14 protein-coding genes are annotated in these 17,089 nt (G+C 53.0%); 13 read left to right on the plus strand and 1 reads right to left on the minus strand.

Annotated elements, in window-relative coordinates:
- Positions 1-8 precede the first annotated feature (8 nt).
- Entirely contained in the window at positions 9-2,105 is a 2,097-nt protein-coding gene (flgK, locus tag AAC599_RS14080) for a flagellar hook-associated protein FlgK (RefSeq protein WP_340151038.1), read from the minus strand.
- Positions 2,106-2,657: 552 nt separating this feature from the next.
- Here flgK and AAC599_RS14085 point away from each other — a divergent pair.
- The 13 genes from AAC599_RS14085 (at position 2,658) to AAC599_RS14145 (ending at position 17,086) form a co-directional block, all read left to right on the plus strand.
- Complete coding sequence (locus AAC599_RS14085; protein WP_340151039.1) at positions 2,658-4,187, plus strand: flagellar hook-length control protein FliK; 1,530 nt, start codon at positions 2,658-2,660, stop codon at positions 4,185-4,187.
- 38 nt (positions 4,188-4,225) lie between these two features.
- Complete coding sequence (locus AAC599_RS14090; RefSeq protein ID WP_340151040.1) at positions 4,226-4,918, plus strand: flagellar hook capping FlgD N-terminal domain-containing protein; 693 nt, start codon at positions 4,226-4,228, stop codon at positions 4,916-4,918.
- Positions 4,919-4,980: 62 nt separating this feature from the next.
- Complete coding sequence (gene flgE, locus AAC599_RS14095) at positions 4,981-6,303, plus strand: flagellar hook protein FlgE (protein ID WP_340151041.1); 1,323 nt, start codon at positions 4,981-4,983, stop codon at positions 6,301-6,303.
- Between the two features lie 150 nt (positions 6,304-6,453).
- The gene (locus tag AAC599_RS14100; RefSeq protein WP_340151042.1) at positions 6,454-6,753 is read left to right on the plus strand and encodes a DUF1153 domain-containing protein; all 300 of its coding nucleotides are present in this window, start codon (positions 6,454-6,456) and stop codon (positions 6,751-6,753) included.
- A gap of 246 nt (positions 6,754-6,999) precedes the next feature.
- Positions 7,000-8,682, plus strand: coding sequence for a flagellar basal-body MS-ring/collar protein FliF (gene fliF / locus AAC599_RS14105; protein ID WP_340151043.1), 1,683 nt, complete (start codon positions 7,000-7,002; stop codon positions 8,680-8,682).
- Positions 8,683-8,696: 14 nt separating this feature from the next.
- A complete protein-coding gene (gene fliG, locus AAC599_RS14110; RefSeq protein ID WP_340151044.1) occupies positions 8,697-9,710 on the plus strand; it encodes a flagellar motor switch protein FliG in 1,014 nt (337 codons plus the stop codon).
- A gap of 13 nt (positions 9,711-9,723) precedes the next feature.
- Positions 9,724-10,410: a FliH/SctL family protein gene (locus AAC599_RS14115; RefSeq protein ID WP_340151045.1), complete on the plus strand. Its 687-nt coding sequence runs from the start codon at positions 9,724-9,726 to the stop codon at positions 10,408-10,410.
- 11 nt (positions 10,411-10,421) lie between these two features.
- Positions 10,422-10,811, plus strand: coding sequence for a flagellar motor switch protein FliN (fliN, locus tag AAC599_RS14120; protein WP_340151046.1), 390 nt, complete (start codon positions 10,422-10,424; stop codon positions 10,809-10,811).
- A 15-nt stretch (positions 10,812-10,826) separates the two neighbouring features.
- The gene (locus AAC599_RS14125) at positions 10,827-11,603 is read left to right on the plus strand and encodes a MotA/TolQ/ExbB proton channel family protein (protein WP_340151047.1); all 777 of its coding nucleotides are present in this window, start codon (positions 10,827-10,829) and stop codon (positions 11,601-11,603) included.
- A gap of 20 nt (positions 11,604-11,623) precedes the next feature.
- Positions 11,624-12,994, plus strand: coding sequence for a sigma-54 dependent transcriptional regulator (locus tag AAC599_RS14130; protein WP_340151048.1), 1,371 nt, complete (start codon positions 11,624-11,626; stop codon positions 12,992-12,994).
- Positions 12,995-13,038: 44 nt separating this feature from the next.
- Entirely contained in the window at positions 13,039-15,153 is a 2,115-nt protein-coding gene (flhA, locus tag AAC599_RS14135; RefSeq protein WP_340151049.1) for a flagellar biosynthesis protein FlhA, read from the plus strand.
- Positions 15,154-15,164: 11 nt separating this feature from the next.
- Positions 15,165-16,280, plus strand: coding sequence for a hypothetical protein (locus AAC599_RS14140; protein WP_340151050.1), 1,116 nt, complete (start codon positions 15,165-15,167; stop codon positions 16,278-16,280).
- Positions 16,277-17,086, plus strand: coding sequence for a MinD/ParA family protein (locus AAC599_RS14145; protein ID WP_340151051.1), 810 nt, complete (start codon positions 16,277-16,279; stop codon positions 17,084-17,086). The genes AAC599_RS14140 and AAC599_RS14145 overlap by 4 nt, the downstream gene beginning before the upstream one ends.
- Positions 17,087-17,089: the final 3 nt, after the last annotated feature.

Consider the following 17,089-nt stretch of genomic DNA (forward strand, 5'->3'; position numbering starts at 1 on the left):
GTTTTCTCCTAGACGAGATTAATAAGAACGTCATACATCTCACGCGCGGTAGTAATAATCCGCGCCGAGGCATTATAGGCGTTCTGGTAAACAATCAGGTTCGCAAGTTCTTCGTCCATATTGACGCCGGATACTTCCTGAAGCCGGTTTTGAAACTCACCGCTCAGGGCCGCCCGATCACTTTGCAAGCTCTCCGCTCTCGCAGCATCCAAGCCGGATTTCGCCAATATCTGGGCGGCATAATCCCCGAGAGAAACTGTTGAACCGGTCAACCCGCCAATGGAGCCAAAGGCAAATCGCGCCGTCGCCAGGTCCTGGAAGGCAAGCGCGCCACGATTATCCGCATTTGTAACGGCCGGTGCCCCGGTCGGATTGATTTTGGCCATTGCGAGGAGCTGGGGATTTGCCGCAATCGCGGGATCTACGGAAAAGTCAAAACCGGCATCCCCTGGATACTTAAGTCCAATCCCGAACATATCCGAGAAATTCATTCCAGTGGCCCCGCGATCTGTTGCATCGGCCAATACATTCACGCTGTAGTCAGAAAATCCCGGACCGTTGCTGAATATCAAGGCACCATTCGCATCCAGCGACGCGGTCGTATAGCCCCCGAGATTACTGTTAATCTCGTTCACAACATCCGCCATCGTACCGCCGATCGCACCAAAGTCGAGGGTCATGGAGACCGGTTCTTCGCCGTTGGGTCCCCGGAATTCCAGCGTAGTTGTTCCCGTGAAGCCATGCGCATCGGTGGTCATCAATCCGGTATCATATGTCGTATTAATCCTGCTAGTGATCAGGTCATTCATGCCAAAGAAATGTGAGAACCCACGCCCACCGCGATCGGACGGGCTACCCGCTTCCTGGGCAATACCAACGCCAGTCGCCCCTCCTTGGGCCGACATTGTTAATACCCCGTTGGTAAGGCTCAAGGTCCCGGCGCCAAGCGCCCCGTTTACCTCTGCCATCACATCGGCCATCGTGACCGTTCCCGGATTGTCAAAATCAACGGTGTAGGACGCGACCACATTGTTGTTTGCATCGAAACTGTAGAAGCTGGCCTGCCCGCTAAATCCGTGCGCATCCGCCGCAACCACGCCCGTGTTCCGGCCTGTCATCGCAGCAGGAGGCGGGACAGTGATATTGTCATTGTGAACGGCATTGAACTGGGCAGCAACCTCGGCGGAAAGAGAGCCGATCTGAGCCGCAAGGTTGGGGAGTTCCATATTGCGCATATCCAGCCAGCCGCGGAGCGACCCGCTTTGTAATTCCGGATCAAGGGCCAGGCCGGTAGGCGCGACAGTCTTGTTCACGGTGTCATAGACATTCAATGTGATCTGACTGAAAATCGTTTCGCTGGTTACGGACGCGGCCGGCGAATAGACGAGCTGGCGCGGCTGAAAATCGAGAAGCTGCTGCCCGGCGTCTGTAATGACCGCAATCGCGCCATCACTCATCGGATATGTTTTTATGTCCACGACTTTCGAGATTTCGGTCAAAGCCTGATCGCGCTGGTCCAGCAGATCACCGATTGGTTTATTGCTTTGAGAGGCGGATTTGATCTCAAGGTTCAAATCGTGAAGTCGAAGGATGGCGGCATTTACAACCGCGATTTCCTCTGCAACATGCGTATCCGCCTCTTTGCGTAAATCCTGTATCTGCGAAAGCAACCGGTTCGTCTCAATACCGAAATTCGTAATTTCATTAAGCGCCGCTGTGCGGGAGACGGACATGGTCGGATCAACCGTCAAGGCGGCAAAAGCAGAATTCAGGCTGTCCAGCTTTCCGGTAAGGGAATTATTTGCCGCCGGATCGCCCAGAAGTGACTGCAACTGCCCATAGATTTCGGACATCGCCTTATATTGTTCGGAACCGGCCGTCGCCAGACGCAGTTCCTTGGAGATGAACTCATCCGTAATACGGCGAACTTCACTGACTTCAACTCCAGTACCAATATCATTGACGAATATGGAGCTATACTGCACCGTTTTACGCGCATAGCCTTCGGTTTGGACGTTCGCGATATTTGTCGATGTCACATTCAGGGCTGTCTGGTGAGCCAGCATGCCACTTACACCAGAGTTTAAAATTGCATTCAGGCTCATGATACTAACTCCAACACGGATGGCATTTTTGCTTCGCCTACGGAAGAATTGACCCTGGCACGGTAAAACATGCCTGTTTCAGCACCCACGCGGAGCAAAGGGGTCGAAGTCAAAACCATCGCAACTATTTGTTTTTCAACATATTTATTCATACTGTCACGTTATCCGTTAAACGGGGTTGACCCAAAAGGCGGTCTTTCGTGTCAACAAGAAGCAATTTTGATGCCAGTATTCAATTTGCCTTAAAGTGAGGACAGCTCTGCTCGCGCGCGAGTCTTAAACCCTCAGATCTTCCAATCCTTTAAAACTATGGACACGCCATCCTCTTCGGGCCCCAACAGCCAAGTATCCAGGTCGGCAAAATCGTCTCCATCGGACCAAAAGGCACCTGATATGCAGGACAAATTTGCCTTTCCCGTGAAATCAAATTCCTATCAAGATACTGTTTTTATTGATAATTTTTATTTTTAAAAAACTGGCCCGAAGCTTGCTTCATATGGGAACGAACAGACCGCGCTTTGCGGTAACAGCGAATTGAATGTGAGATACGCCATGGATATTGGGCAGATTATCGGGACGACAAAAGAGCAGCCGCGCCGGGAAAGTGAACCGCGCAAAGAAGAGAGTGATGATTTCGCAACCTTCTTGAACGAACCTGCTCCAAAACAGGAAGTTCCTGCAAAAAAGGAAGTCGGCGACATCGAGCCGCCTGTTAAAGAACAGGTAGCGCAAGACGCGTCTGCGAAGGCGCCTGTTGACAAGCCTTCTAACGATCAAGCTGGTGAACCCGCGACAACGGGCACCGAGCAGAAGGCGCAGGCGTCTGATGCTAATTCGCAAACCTCAGAAGCGAAAGAAACCAAACCTTTGGTCGTTGCAACTGCCACGCCTGCGGTACCTGCAATACCTGCGTCCAATACTGCGGCACCAAAGGTTGCTCCTGAAGTTGTCAAAGCCCAGCCTGCCCAACCGCCGGTCCCAGGCAAGAACGATATCTCAGCAGATACAGCAACTGCAATGACGCCAAAGATAGATGCCAAGCCAGAGACACCCAAAGCTGAAGCCAACGCTGCGACAGTAAACAACAATCCGGTAAATCTGGGAAAGGGTCAGGCCGCAGCGTCAGCGCATGCGCCGCTCCCTGCACCGGCAATTACAGAGAAGCCTGCAAAGAACAATACCGCCCCGCCTCCTAGCGCGGAAAAGGTTATCACAACCGGCGCGCCGGAGCTAAAACCGGCTCCCGCCGCCTCCGATGTAATAGCTGCCGTGCGGGCGCAGTCTGAGGCAAAGATGAGCGAGAAAGATATCCTTTCTGCCAAAATTGCAGAGATGCTGCAGGATGGAAAAGGTAAAATCACCCTGAACGGCCCGCCGCAAGCACAAAGCTTTCAATCGACCCTTGCCAGCAGCACGAACCTGGTCACCGCTTCTATGACCGGCAATGCTAACGCACCAGCCATGAACTTGATGCCTGGAACTGTCAGTGACGTGGAGGGTCTCATCCCGCAGGTAACGCCAACCGTCACGGCGAATGCCGGTGGTCTTCCGGCGGACACGACAAACCCAACTATACCAACAGCACCGACCGGCTCTGTTCAGGGGGTTGAGGCGACATCAACAAATACTGCCAGCCAGGCGGCGAATGCGGCCCGGGCGTCTGCTCATCTGCCTGTGGCAGAACAAGTCTCAACCCAGATCAGCACTGCAATAAAAGAAGGCCATGACCGTATCAAGATCAGCCTCCACCCCTCTGAACTTGGGCGGGTGGAAGTAAAACTCGACATTGGTCATGACGGACGTGTCCTCGCTGTTGTCTCTGTCGACAAGCAGGAAACTCTCGATATGTTGCAACGCGATGCCCGCACTCTCGAAAAGGCCCTTCAGGACGCCGGTTTTGATACCGGATCGAACAGCCTTAACTTCGGGCTCCGTCAGGATACTCAAGGCGAAGGAAGAAACTTTGTCGATCTTGATCTGCTGCTTGGCGAGACAATCGATGAAAGTGATTTTTCTATGCTGCCACAACAACCGCTGTCCAGCGGAGTTAATGGCGACGGTAGCCTGGATATACAAGTCTGATTTTAGTGAATTGATTTTCAATAAAGAGAGAATTCAATATGCCGGAAATAACCTCAACCTATCAGGCCCAGAACAGTGCCGCCAGTAAGGCGCAAACTAATCTGGCCAGTAATTTTGACGACTTCCTGACGTTGCTGACGACGCAGCTGACTAATCAGGATCCGCTCAATCCGACGGACTCGACAGAGTTTACCAACCAGCTTGTAAACTTCACTTCTGTGGAGCAGGCAATTGCAACAAACCAGAACCTGGAGTCGCTAGTCGAGCTGACGCAAATGTCTCAGCAGAATGCGCTCTCAGCTTCCATGATCAATTATCTCGGCAAGTCCGTCAGGACAAACCTCAACGTCTCAGCGTTAAACGCTGGTGAGGCGACGTGGAATATCGATCTTGGCAGCAGCGCGGCAAATGTAAAGTATGACATTTACAACCAAAATGGCTCCATTGTTTATTCCGAAACCAAGGAAACCGTCACGGCTGGCGCCCAGCAATATAGCTGGGATGGCACAACCAACAGCGGAGCCGATGCGGCAGACGGCGCATACTATCTCGTTGTGACCGCAGAAACCGAAGGCGGCAACGATATCAACGTCGGTTACAGTTTCGAAGGTATCACCACCAGTATTGATACGATGAATGGTGAAACCGTCCTGAAAGTGGGCGATGTCCCGATAGGACTTGGCTACATCACATCCGTAACACAACCACAAACAACTGATCCGTCCGCTTGAACGCGGCTAACCCAGAACGCTCTCGCCAGACAACCGGCGGGCGGTAAAATAGGAGAGATAAAATGAGTTTAACAGCAGCAATGTTTTCCGGTGTTTCGGGATTGGCCGCACAGTCGACCGCTATGGCGACGATCTCGGACAATATTTCTAATACGAACACGATTGGCTATAAGGGCACCAATGCGATTTTCTCAACTTTGGTGACTGAAAGCGCAACCGACACCACATACTCAGCTGGCGGCGTTCAAGTCCATCCGCGTTCACAGGTAGACCGCCAGGGACTGGTGACAGGATCATCCATCGATACCCACATGGCGATTGCCGGCGATGGGTTCTTCGTTGTGACAGGTACGCCAAACCCGACATTGACAGGTGGCAACTATGTTTTCACCCGCGCTGGTACATTTGAGCCGGATGCAACGGGCCTGCTTCGAAATGCACAGGGGTATTACCTGCAAGGCTGGGAGATTGACTCAAATGGCAATATCCCCGCCAACCGCTCGGACCTTGCCGCATTGACACCGGCAAACGTTACGGGCCTCACCGGTAATGCCGAAGCAACGTCAACTGTCGGCCTGCAGGCAAACCTTTCATCCAATCAAGCAACCTACGGTCCCGGATATGTTGCAGGGGACATGGCGGCAGGCACAGTCGATCCGCATTTCGTCCGGTCCTTCCAGATATATGACAGCCTCGGGTCGGCCCATACCATGACGTTCAATTTTCTGCGGACAGGTTCGGGCCTCACACCCAACGAATGGACCGTCGAAGTAACCGCTGACACCAATAACGACGGCGCGGAAGACATGCTAACATCCGCCATCGTTGGTTTTAATTCTGACGGTACTCTGGATATGGGTGCGACAACGCTGAGCAATACCATCAATATTCCCTGGGACGCGAGCATGGGTATCTCCAGCCCGCAGGCAATCGATCTTAACTTCGGCAACGATGGCCTCTCCGATGGTTTCACGCAGTCCGGGGCTATCTCACAACTGGTTTCCTCTGACGTGAACGGAGCCCTTTTTGGCGCCTTTGAATCCGTTTTTATTGATGAGGAAGGCACGGTGATCGCCAAGTTTGATAACGGAACGTCGAAGGAAATCTACAAGATTCCGATTGCAACCTTCGCAAATCCGAACGGATTGCAAAATCGAGATGGGAATGCGTTTGATGAAACGCCTGAGTCTGGCACATTCACTCTTCGCGAGGCGACATTGGGCGGGGCGGGAAAAATTATCTCCTCTGCTACCGAAGCTTCCACAGTGGATATTGCCGAGGAATTTACCCGCATGATCGTTACCCAGCGCTCCTACTCGGCGGCAGGTAAGATCATTACCACAGCAGACGAAATGCTGGAGGAGTTGATCCGTCTGAAACGGTAACTGACAGACGCCTTAAATCGATATCTTCATGGCGGAAAAAAGCCATTTCCGCCATGAAGATAAAATTAACCAACCTCATTAGCTGTTTGTTAAATCGATAGGCATATGATCTCAATTCAAGACACAATGTAAGTATGAGGTAGTGTGCAGATGCAGTCGCAAATGGACCGCAAAATAAATCGGATTATTGGCTTGGATGGTCAGCCAATGACGATTCACGATTTGCCGCCTAAGGACACCAAAAGATGGGTGATCCGACGGAAGGCAGAAGTCGTTGCCGCCGTTCGCGGCGGATTGATCAGCCTAGACGATGCGTGTCGGCGCTACACGCTTTCCGTCGAGGAATTTTTATCCTGGCAGAAGGCGATCGATAAGCATGGCCTGCCGGGTCTTCGGACAACCCGGATACAGGAATACCGTCCGAATGATCAAATTTATAAAAATGACTAGTTAAGTCACTTGTTAGTATATTTTCCTGAAAAGCCCGGTCGAAACACCGGGCTTTTATTTTGCTTATTATCCTCGCTCGCCAAATGCCGTTTTTATAAACTGCAAACGGGCGACTAAACAACTAGGCAAATTTTTCCGCTTACCCGGCAAATTTTGCCCGCCGTTAACCAGTTGTTTATTTACTCATCGTATCGTTCACGAAGTCGAATAACTTTTACGTTTATTTTAATTGAGTGAGGCACCGACGTGAACGGAATAAGCCAGCTTCTGCAAAGTTTGGGAACGGTCAGGGTCGTCATACTGGGCGGCGTCGCCGTTGGATTGATTGGATTGATCATGCTGATGGCAACCCGGATCAGCAGCCCGGATTACGCCTTGTTATATGGTAGCCTTGAAGCGGCAGACTCCGCGGCGATTGTCTCACGGCTCGAAACGGAAAACATCCCTTTCAAGATCTCGGGCAACGGGCGTGACCTCCTTATTCCCGAAGATCAGGTGGCTTTGGTTCGCTTGAAGATGGCGGAAGTCGGGCTGCCCAACGGTGGTTCCGTCGGCTATGAAATATTCGACAACTCCGACACTTTTGGAACCACGAGCTTTGTTCAGAATGTCAACTTCGTTCGTGCACTGGAAGGCGAGCTTGCCCGCACCATCCGTGCCCTTAACAATGTCTCGGCGGCGCGGGTCCACCTCGTTCTTCCCAAACGGGAGGTTTTCAGTCGCGACAAGCGCGAGGCAAGCGCCTCAATTGTCCTGAAACTGAACGGTCGCGGCCGTCTTACCGATGATCAGATTTCCGCAGTACAGCATATAACGGCATCTGCCGTCCCCTCCCTGTCTCCCTCGCACATCTCGATCGTTGACGAGAACGGCAATTTGCTTGCGCGGGGTGATGGCAAGGAAACGCCCGGTACTGGTATAAGCCAAACAGACTTCAAGCGAGTTGCCTATGAAAGCCGCCTTAAAGAACAAATCGAACAGCTCCTGGAAAAATCCCTTGGGACGGGCAATGTTCGTGCTGAAGTCAGCGCCGTCATGGATTTCGATCAGCGCACAATCCAGTCGGAAACATATGACCCGGACAGCCAGGTTGTACGCTCCTCCCAGCTGGTAGAAGAAAACAGCACTGCGAATGAAGGCATTGCCGGAGATCAGGCGGTTTCCGTCGCAAACAATCTGCCGGAAGCCGGAGCCGATACCGGCGCTGGATCAAGTTCCAAGAATGCTTCATCCCGGTCGGAGGAAACAGTCAACTACGAAATATCCAAAACCGTTACCACAGAGGTACGGGAATCCGGTCCGGTGCGCCGTCTGACGGTCGCTGTGCTGGTCAATGGCCGCTCTGAAATTGCTGAAGACGGGACCCGGACATACGAGTCCCTCAATGAAGAAGCCCTGAACCAAGTCAGCCGTCTTGTCAAATCTGCAATCGGGTTTAATGAAGAACGCGGCGATGTGGTCGAAGTTGTGAACATGCCTTTTGCAGAGGTAATCGTGCCTTTCTCTGATGAAGAAATTGTGACGGACGAGATTTTCTTGGGACTGACGAAGGCTGACCTATTCAAAATGGGGGAAATGGGCGTACTTGTCATCGTCGCCATGCTTGCACTCCTGCTTGTTGTTCGACCGTTGCTGAACCGCGCACTGGCAGTCGGCGGAGCGACACCAGCTCTTGCCAGGCCCGTTGGAGCCGCGGCGGCCGGAGCCTTGGCGGGCGGTGGTTCCGTGCCTGCCATCACCCATGGACAAAGCAGCGCTGGTGGCGCGGCGCAGGCAGAAACCCTCAATGAAGTCGACAGCATGATCGATATCGACAAGGTTGACGGCCAGGTCAAAACCTCAGCGCTCAATAAGGTCAGCGAAATCGTTGACAAACATCCAGACGAAGCAATTTCTATTCTTCGTAGCTGGCTCTATCACGACGCGTAAGGGAACGTCATTTCATGATAATTAGTGATGCAAAACATTTGAACGGTCCAGACAAGGCAGCCGTAATGATGCTGGCTCTTGGGGATGATCATACAAAAGAACTGTGGACACGTCTTGATGAAGAGGAAATCAAGGAAATTTCCCAGGCAATGTCCAATCTCGGCTCTGTGTCCTCGGATGTGATGGAGGCCCTGTTCGTTGAATTCGCGAGCAAGATTTCCTCAACTGGAAATATTGTCGGCAGCTATGAGGCAACAGAGCGCCTTCTCATGAAGGCGCTGACAGGCGACAAGGTTGAAGGCATCATGGAAGAAATCCGTGGGCCCGCCGGCCGAACCATGTGGGACAAGCTTGCCAATGTGAATGAGCAGGTGCTGGCGAACTATCTGAAGAACGAGTATCCGCAAACCGTCGCCGTGGTCATGAGCAAGATTAATCCCGGTCACGCAGCCAAGGTCCTTTCCACCCTGCCCGAGGATTTTTCTCTGGAGGTAGTCAATCGGATGTTGCAAATGGAATCCGTGCAAAAGGAAGTCCTCGATAAAATCGAAGATACTCTCCGCAGCGAGTTCATGAGCAACCTGGCAAAAACCAACAAGCGTGACAGCCATGAAATGATGGCCGAAATTTTCAACAACTTCGACCGCAACACGGAAGGCCGTTTTATTTCAGCCCTGGAAGAGCGCAATCGCGACTCAGCGGAGAAGATCAAGGCCTTGATGTTTACTTTTGAAGATCTGCTCAAGCTTGATCCGGCCGGAGTTCAGACCCTGCTTCGCAACGTCGACAAGGAACGTCTCGGCATATGCCTGAAGGGGGCTTCTGAAAGCCTGCGCGATCTGTTCTTTACGAATATGTCTGAAAGGGCGGCAAAAATTCTTCGTGAGGATATGGAGGCGATGGGCCCGGTGCGCCTTAAAGATGTTGACGAAGCGCAAATGGAAATTGTCAATATCGCCAAGGAACTCGCGGATAGCGGGGAAATCATGCTCGCTGACAGCGGCGGCGACGACGAGTTGATTTACTAGGATGCAAGCGACTATGAGCTCTACTACCAGATTTCTGTTCGATACCGAATTTGGCGCAAGTACGACGCCGAAAAAGGCGGAATCTCAGCCTGTTGAGAGTGAAAAGCCGGTCTACACGGAAAGCGATGTTGCCGCACTGAAGGTGGAAGCTTTCGAGAATGGTGTTCAGCAAGGCCGAGGACAGTCCCTGCAAGGCGTCGAATCTGCAATTAGTGATACGATGGCCGCAATCAATAATCAGCTCGGTCAGCTTCTTGGCAATTATGAGTCCAAAGTAGCCGGCGTGAAGCAGGATGCCGCAAATTTAGCATTGGCGATTGCATCCAAGCTTGCCCCGGCCCTCATAGATCTCGCCCCTGAGGCGGAGGTCCGCAAACTGATTGAGGAAAGCCTGGTGGATCTTCAGGACGAGCCCAGGATTGTCATTCGTGCAAGTGAAGCGACTTGCCAGAGTATTTCCTGCAAGATTGAGGAAATTACTCTCGCAACAGGATTTCAGGGGAAACTAATCCTGCTTCCCGATGACACCAAGCACGGAGGCGACTGTCGGATCGAATGGGCCGATGGTGGAACGGAACGGCGGCTTGAAGATATTCAGCACCGGCTGGAGAGCGCAATCAATCGCTTTATCCGGTCAACCGGAACAACAAACGACGAAGAAAATAACTATTCAGATCAGCCTGCAGCTGATCAGTATTAAGGAGTAAGAACGTGGCAAATGATGAAGAGCTCGATCTTGAGGACTTGAGTAAAACTCCGGCACCGGATCAGAAAATGACCATTCCGGATGATACCGAAGCGAATGCCATGGCGGATAGCTTTGAGGCCGAGGACGATACGGAAATTGCCCGAACAGCATCCGATCTTGAGGCTGTCTTCGACATTCCCGTGCATGTCACCGCGGTTCTTGGCAAATCGCGCATGCGCGTCAGTCAGCTTCTGAAACTGGGACGCGGCGCTGTCATTGAACTCGACCGCAAAGTCGGCGAGGCCATCGATATCTATGTCAATAACCGGCTGGTCGCCCGCGGAGAAGTTGTCGTCGTGGAAGATCGCCTCGGCGTCACCATGACGGAAATCATTAAGGCGGATCGCCGCTAGTAAACGGATAGTGCTGTGAATAAAATTGATTTTGCAACAGTTATCGGGTTATTCGGCAGCTTTACGCTAGTGACAGGCGCCGTCCTGCTGGGCGGTTCGATTGGCTCGTTCTTCAATTTGCCGTCGGTCCTGCTCGTGCTCGGCGGAACCTTCCTTGTCACGACGATCAGCTTTTCTCTGCCGGATATCATCCGCGCCCAGAAACTGGTTTTCAATGCCCTATTCACGCGTACGGTAACGCCGAACTATGCGGCCTACTCCATGCTGGACCTTGCCGATAAATGCCGGGGGAAAGGCGTACTGCATCTGCAGAACCACCTGCAATCCCTCCATGATGACAGCTTTCAACGTAAGGCGCTACAGCTCGTCGTGGACGGACTGCCGGTGAAAGAGGTCAATCGCATCCTACAGAACGATCTCAACGGCATGATCCAGCGTCATAATTCGGGTTCAAGCGTTCTGCGAAAAGCGGCAGAGGTCGCGCCTGCCATGGGCCTGATCGGCACATTGGTCGGGCTGGTCCAGATGCTCGGCAATCTCGATGATCCTTCCAGTATCGGACCGGCAATGGCCGTTGCGCTGCTGACCACTTTTTATGGCGCCGTGCTCGCCAACATGTTTTTCAATCCGCTTGCATCAAAACTGGAAAGAAGCTCCGCCGAGGAAGTACTGCTGAACCGCGTGTTCATGCTCGGCGCCGCGTCAATCGGGCGACAGGAAAACCCCCGCCGCCTTGAAATGTTGTTAAACACCCTACTGCCGCCCGCAAACCGCGTGCAGTACTACAGTTAAGTTCTTAGGAGAGTAGTTCGATGAGGTTGCTAATTATTGGTTCACTGAACGGTCAAATTGGTGCTGCCAGCCAGATCGCGATATCGCGTGGCGCCAAGGTGAGCCAGGTGGATGACATCGAAATGGCGATGGCCTCCCTTCGCGCGGGCAAGGGTGCCGATATGGCCATGATCGATGTCAATCTTCCGATAAAGAACCTGATCTCGATGCTGTCCGGCGAGCGGATCAATCTTCCGGTCATTGCCTGTGGTGTCAATGCAGATGCTACGGCTGCCGCCAATGCGATCCGCTCCGGTGCAAAAGAGTTTCTTCCCCTTCCGCCGGATCCTGAGCTCATTGCCGCCGTTCTTGAGGCCGTCTCTCAGGAAAACAACAAGCTCGTCTTTGCGGATCCCATGATGAAGGACGTGGTCGCCCTTGCCGAGCAGATTGCCCCGTCCTCCGCATCCGTCCTGATCAATGGTGAAACGGGAACCGGCAAGGAAGTGATGGCGAGTTATCTGCATTCGCACAGCAACCGTTCGGACAAGCCCTTCGTTTGTGTCAATTGTGCGGCTATTCCGGAAAACCTCCTGGAGTCAGAGCTCTTTGGCCATGAAAAAGGAGCCTTTACAGGCGCAATTGCCCGCCGTATCGGCAAGTTCGAAGAAGCGAATGGCGGCACCCTTCTACTCGATGAAATAAGCGAGATGGATATCCAGCTCCAGGCCAAGCTGCTACGCGCCATTCAGGAAAAAACGATTGACCGTGTTGGCGGAACAAAGCCTGTTCCTGTTGATATCCGGATTATTGCCACGTCTAACCGTGACCTGGCCGAGGCAGTTGCCGAGAAAACGTTTCGTGAAGACTTGTTGTTCCGGCTGAATGTTGTGACATTGAAAATTCCGCCGCTACGTCAGCGTCCGGTTGATATCGAAGTCCTGTCACGTCATTTCGCTAAAAAATACTCCGAATCCAACGGCCTTACCGAACGCCATATTGATGAGAGCGCACTGGCAAGGCTCAAAGTTAATCCCTGGAAGGGCAATGTGCGTGAACTGGAAAATACAATCCATCGAGCCGTACTCCTCTGTCAGGCAGATACGATTACAGGAGATGCGATTCTGATGCCCGATGGCAGCGCCACTCCGGCAAACTCTGCGGGGGTCGCAGCAGCGAACGCAAGCAACACAATGACGAATGACAGCAGCCTTGTCGGACGGAAGGTTGCGGATGTCGAGAAAGACCTGATCCTGAACACTCTGGATCATTGCTTTGGTAACCGTACACATGCTGCAAATATCCTTGGAATTTCAATTCGCACCTTGCGCAACAAACTAAAGCTCTACTCCGATGACGGCATACAAGTGCCTTCTGCCGGAAGCGAGCAGCGTTACCCGGTTCGGGCCTGATCGCCGTCACCTGTAAAATCAAAGCTCTGGAAAGTGCGTAGTAAATGAGTGAACCCCAAACAACGGTAGCGTCCCAAACGGGTAGCGGCGATTTTATGCAGCGTATCATGCAGGTTGTCGGTCGCAGTGATATCGGGCTTGCGCTCGGTGTCGTCTGCATCCTGATCGTTCTGATCCTGCCCATGCCGAGCTGGCTCCTGGATTTCAGTCTGGCGATCTCGATCACCTTTTCCGTGGTAATCCTGATGACTTGCCTGTTTATCTCCAAGCCTCTTGATTTCAGCTCTTTCCCGACGGTGCTGCTGATCGCAACGATGCTGCGGCTTGCACTTAACCTCGCATCCACCCGGCTTATCCTGTCGGAAGGTCATACCGGGCCGGAAGCGGCCGGGCATGTCATTGCAGCCTTTGGCAGTTTTGTCATGGGCGGCAATTTTGTTATCGGTATCATCGTATTTTCGATTCTCGTTTTAGTGAACTTTGTCGTGATCACGAAGGGCTCAGGGCGTATTGCCGAGGTCGCGGCTCGCTTCTCCCTTGATGCTATGCCAGGCAAGCAGATGGCGATTGACGCTGACTTGTCTGCAGGCATGATCAATGAAGATACGGCACGCCAGCGCCGAAAGGATCTGGAGGACGAAAGCGGCTTCTTCGGTGCCATGGACGGTGCGTCGAAATTCGTGCGCGGGGATGCAATCGCTGGTCTTCTGATCACGTTCATCAACATCATCGGCGGCATCATTATCGGCGTCGCTCAGGAAGGCATGTCCTTTGCAGCGGCGGCAGACAGCTACACCTTGCTCACCGTCGGCGATGGTCTGGTCAGCCAGGTTCCGGCTCTGATCGTATCCATCGCGGCTGGTCTGCTCGTCTCGCGTGGCGGTGTTGTTGGCACAACTGACAAGGCTCTGCTCGGTCAGCTTGGCGGCTATCCCCGCGCTCTCGGGGTCAGCGCCTTCCTTCTTGTCGGCCTGTCTTTACTGCCCGGCGTCCCCATGGTTCCGTTTCTGATTCTCGCAGGCGGCATTGGATACTCAGCCTTTGTCCTCAACCGCCGACAAGTCATCAAGGCCGTCGAGGAAGAGCAGTTAATGCTTGAAAACAAAAAGGCGGCCGTTCCGGCAGAAGAACCCATTGCCGCTACTCTAGCAATCGATGACCTTCGCCTTGAACTCGGCTACGGTTTGTTATCCCTGATCAATGATAAGGAAGGCTATCGCCTGACGGATCAGATCAAGGCGCTGCGCCGTCAGATAGCCAGCGAGATGGGTTTCGTGATGCCGAGCGTGCGCATTCTCGATAATATGCAACTGCCCGCCAATAACTACCTCGTACGTGTCAAGGAAGTTGAAGCAGGCACGGGTGATGTCCGTCCGAACAACCTTCTGGTTATGGATCCGCAAGGTCAGGCAATTGATCTGCCAGGCGAGGAAACGGTAGAGCCAACATTTGGCCTGCCCGCAGTCTGGGTAGATAGTGGCCAGCGCGAGGAAGCTTCCTTCCGCGGTTACACGATTGTCGATCCGGCAACGGTGATTACCACTCACCTAACAGAAATCCTGAAAGATCATATGCCGGACCTGCTGTCCTATGCCGAAACACAGAAACTGCTCGATGATTTGCCTACAGCCAATCAAAAACTGATCGCGGATCTGATCCCGAGCCATATTTCTGTGAGCGGTGTCCAGCGCATATTGCAAAATCTTCTTGCGGAACGTATTTCCATTCGCGACTTACCGACCATTCTGGAGGGGATTTCGGAAGCAACAGGATATTCCCAGAATATCAATATCATCACCGAACATGTCCGCGCACGTCTCGCCCGGCAGATTTCAGCGGCCAATTCGGCGGACGACGGATATATTCCACTAATCACCCTGACGCCGCAATGGGAGCAGAACTTTGCTAACGCCATTATCGGCCAGGGGGATGACCGTCAGCTTTCGATGGCCCCAAGTCAACTGCAGGAGTTCATTGCACGGGTTCGTGAAGTATATGACACACTGGCAAGTCAAGGGCACAACCCAGTCATGCTGACAAGTCCGGCGATCCGCCCTTACGTGCGGTCTATTGTAGAGCGCTTCCGCCCGACAACCGTGGTCATGTCGCAAAACGAGATCCACCCCAAAGCACGCCTGAAAACACTTTCACAGGTATAAGGGCCGGATAAATGCGTATTAAGACCTACACAGCCCCCACCATGGAAAAGGCGATCAATCAGCTTCGTCTGGAAATGGGACCAGAGGCAATCATCTTGTCCAGCCAGAACCTGAAAACCGGAGAGGTTCAGTTGACGGCAGCCGTCGAGCAGCTGGAAGCCCCCGTCCCGTCAAACGCCAATAGCTGGGCATCGGAGTGGGACAAGGACTGGAAAGTCGAGGCAAATAAACCCGTCGCCGAGGAACAGAAGGTCACAGCTAAAGAAGGGACATCTTCCGCGCCTCAATCTGCGGGAAGTTCACGGGCTACGGAAAGCACCTCCAAGATTACGCCCAAGATGGAACTGCTCGTTCAATCCATGGCGTTTCACGGCATTCCAACCCAGCTGGCAGAGAGGCTTTGCCGGATGGCATTGTCTCTCAAGACCGAGAACACCGCAATGGCCCTTGCCGCCGCCTTGGATACACATTTCAATTATTCCTCTCGGATCACAGGACGAAAAGCACCGCTGATGCTCGTCGGCCCACCAGGCGTCGGGAAAACCGCAACGATCGCCAAGTTCGCGGCCGCTGCAAAAATGGAGGGTCGGACGGTTCAGCTTATCACCACTGACACCAACCGCGCTGGCGCCATAGAGCAGCTTCAAGCCTATACAGACATACTCGAATTCGATCTCAGCGTTGCGGAAACCGCGGATGGACTCAAAACCATCGTGGAACAAAAAGCGCGGGATACAGGCTCGGATATCCTGATCGATACAGGCGGGATCAATGCCTATGACGAAGATGAAGTTGCGGGCCTTACGAAACATATCATCGCGGCAAAGGCGGAACCTGTTGTTGTCCTAGCCGCTGGCACCGATACCGCGGAGATGAGCGACACAGCAGAAACCTTCTCCGCTCTTGGGGCACGACGGATGATTGTTACCCGACTTGATACCACACGGCGATATGGCGGCATATTCACAGCCGCCCATACCGCAAACCTAAGCTTTTCATATGCAAGCGTATCCTCCTCCGTTGCAAACGGCCTGCATATAATAAATCCGGTAAATCTGGCCCGGCTTCTGCTCAGAGACCCTACTCATGCAGAAGTTGGCAAAGAATTTGACAAGGTAAAACCATGATCCAGACTGAAAGCCCACGCCGTAACCGGCCATCCATACATCCGGCCACGCAGGTCATCGGCAGTAACCTCATCACCGTTGCCTCCGGCAAGGGTGGTGTCGGTAAGACTGTGCTGGCGATCAGCCTCACACAGGCGCTTGCCAAGTCCGGAAAGAATGTTCTTCTGTTTGACGGAGATGTTGGCCTGGCCAATGTGGATATCCAACTCGGAATCATGCCGGAGAAGGACCTAGCATCGGTAGTTACGGGCGAAATGGATCTGAAAGATGCGGTTTTTAACTGCGCGGAGGGCGGCTTCGACCTCATTGCCGGAAGATCCGGCTCCGGTTCTCTAGGCACTCTTTCTGTCGGCCAATTACAAAAAATCCGGCAGGATCTTGCCAACCTGAGCAGCAGCTATGACTTTATCATCCTTGATCTTGGTGCGGGTATTGATGATGCCGTTCGGACGCTATCCGGAGGCGCTGGTCCCAAACTGGTCGTCACGACCGGCGACCCGACCTCTCTCACGGATGCCTATGCCTATATCAAGGTGACATCCCAGATAACACCGGACGCAGATCTGCGCATCCTCGTCAATATGGTCAAGTCCGAAGCCGAAGGGAAGAAGGTGTATGAGAAACTCCTGACGGCCTGCCGGAATTTCCTGAATATCGCACCGCCTCTTGCGGGTATTATCGAACAGGACGAAAAGGTGTCGAGTGCGATCCGCGCACAGGCTGGCCTCATGACGCGCTATCCGACAAGCCGCGCCGCCAACGCTATCGACAACCTGGCGCGTTATGTTCTCAAGGGAGCTGCATAATTA

The sequence above is a fragment of the uncultured Sneathiella sp. genome (assembly GCF_963976355.1).
Lineage (GTDB): Bacteria > Pseudomonadota > Alphaproteobacteria > Sneathiellales > Sneathiellaceae > Sneathiella.

What these genes read in the sequence shown, in the direction of transcription:
- flgK (WP_340151038.1), bottom strand. Translation starts at nt 2,105, where the DNA reads ATGAGCCTGAATGCAATTTTAAACTCTGGTGTAAGTGGCATGCTGGCT.
- AAC599_RS14085 (WP_340151039.1), top strand. Translation starts at nt 2,658, where the DNA reads ATGGATATTGGGCAGATTATCGGGACGACAAAAGAGCAGCCGCGCCGG.
- AAC599_RS14090 (WP_340151040.1), top strand. Translation starts at nt 4,226, where the DNA reads ATGCCGGAAATAACCTCAACCTATCAGGCCCAGAACAGTGCCGCCAGT.
- flgE (WP_340151041.1), top strand. Translation starts at nt 4,981, where the DNA reads ATGAGTTTAACAGCAGCAATGTTTTCCGGTGTTTCGGGATTGGCCGCA.
- AAC599_RS14100 (WP_340151042.1), top strand. Translation starts at nt 6,454, where the DNA reads ATGCAGTCGCAAATGGACCGCAAAATAAATCGGATTATTGGCTTGGAT.
- fliG (WP_340151044.1), top strand. Translation starts at nt 8,697, where the DNA reads ATGATAATTAGTGATGCAAAACATTTGAACGGTCCAGACAAGGCAGCC.
- AAC599_RS14115 (WP_340151045.1), top strand. Translation starts at nt 9,724, where the DNA reads ATGAGCTCTACTACCAGATTTCTGTTCGATACCGAATTTGGCGCAAGT.
- AAC599_RS14130 (WP_340151048.1), top strand. Translation starts at nt 11,624, where the DNA reads ATGAGGTTGCTAATTATTGGTTCACTGAACGGTCAAATTGGTGCTGCC.
- flhA (WP_340151049.1), top strand. Translation starts at nt 13,039, where the DNA reads ATGAGTGAACCCCAAACAACGGTAGCGTCCCAAACGGGTAGCGGCGAT.
- AAC599_RS14140 (WP_340151050.1), top strand. Translation starts at nt 15,165, where the DNA reads ATGCGTATTAAGACCTACACAGCCCCCACCATGGAAAAGGCGATCAAT.
- AAC599_RS14145 (WP_340151051.1), top strand. Translation starts at nt 16,277, where the DNA reads ATGATCCAGACTGAAAGCCCACGCCGTAACCGGCCATCCATACATCCG.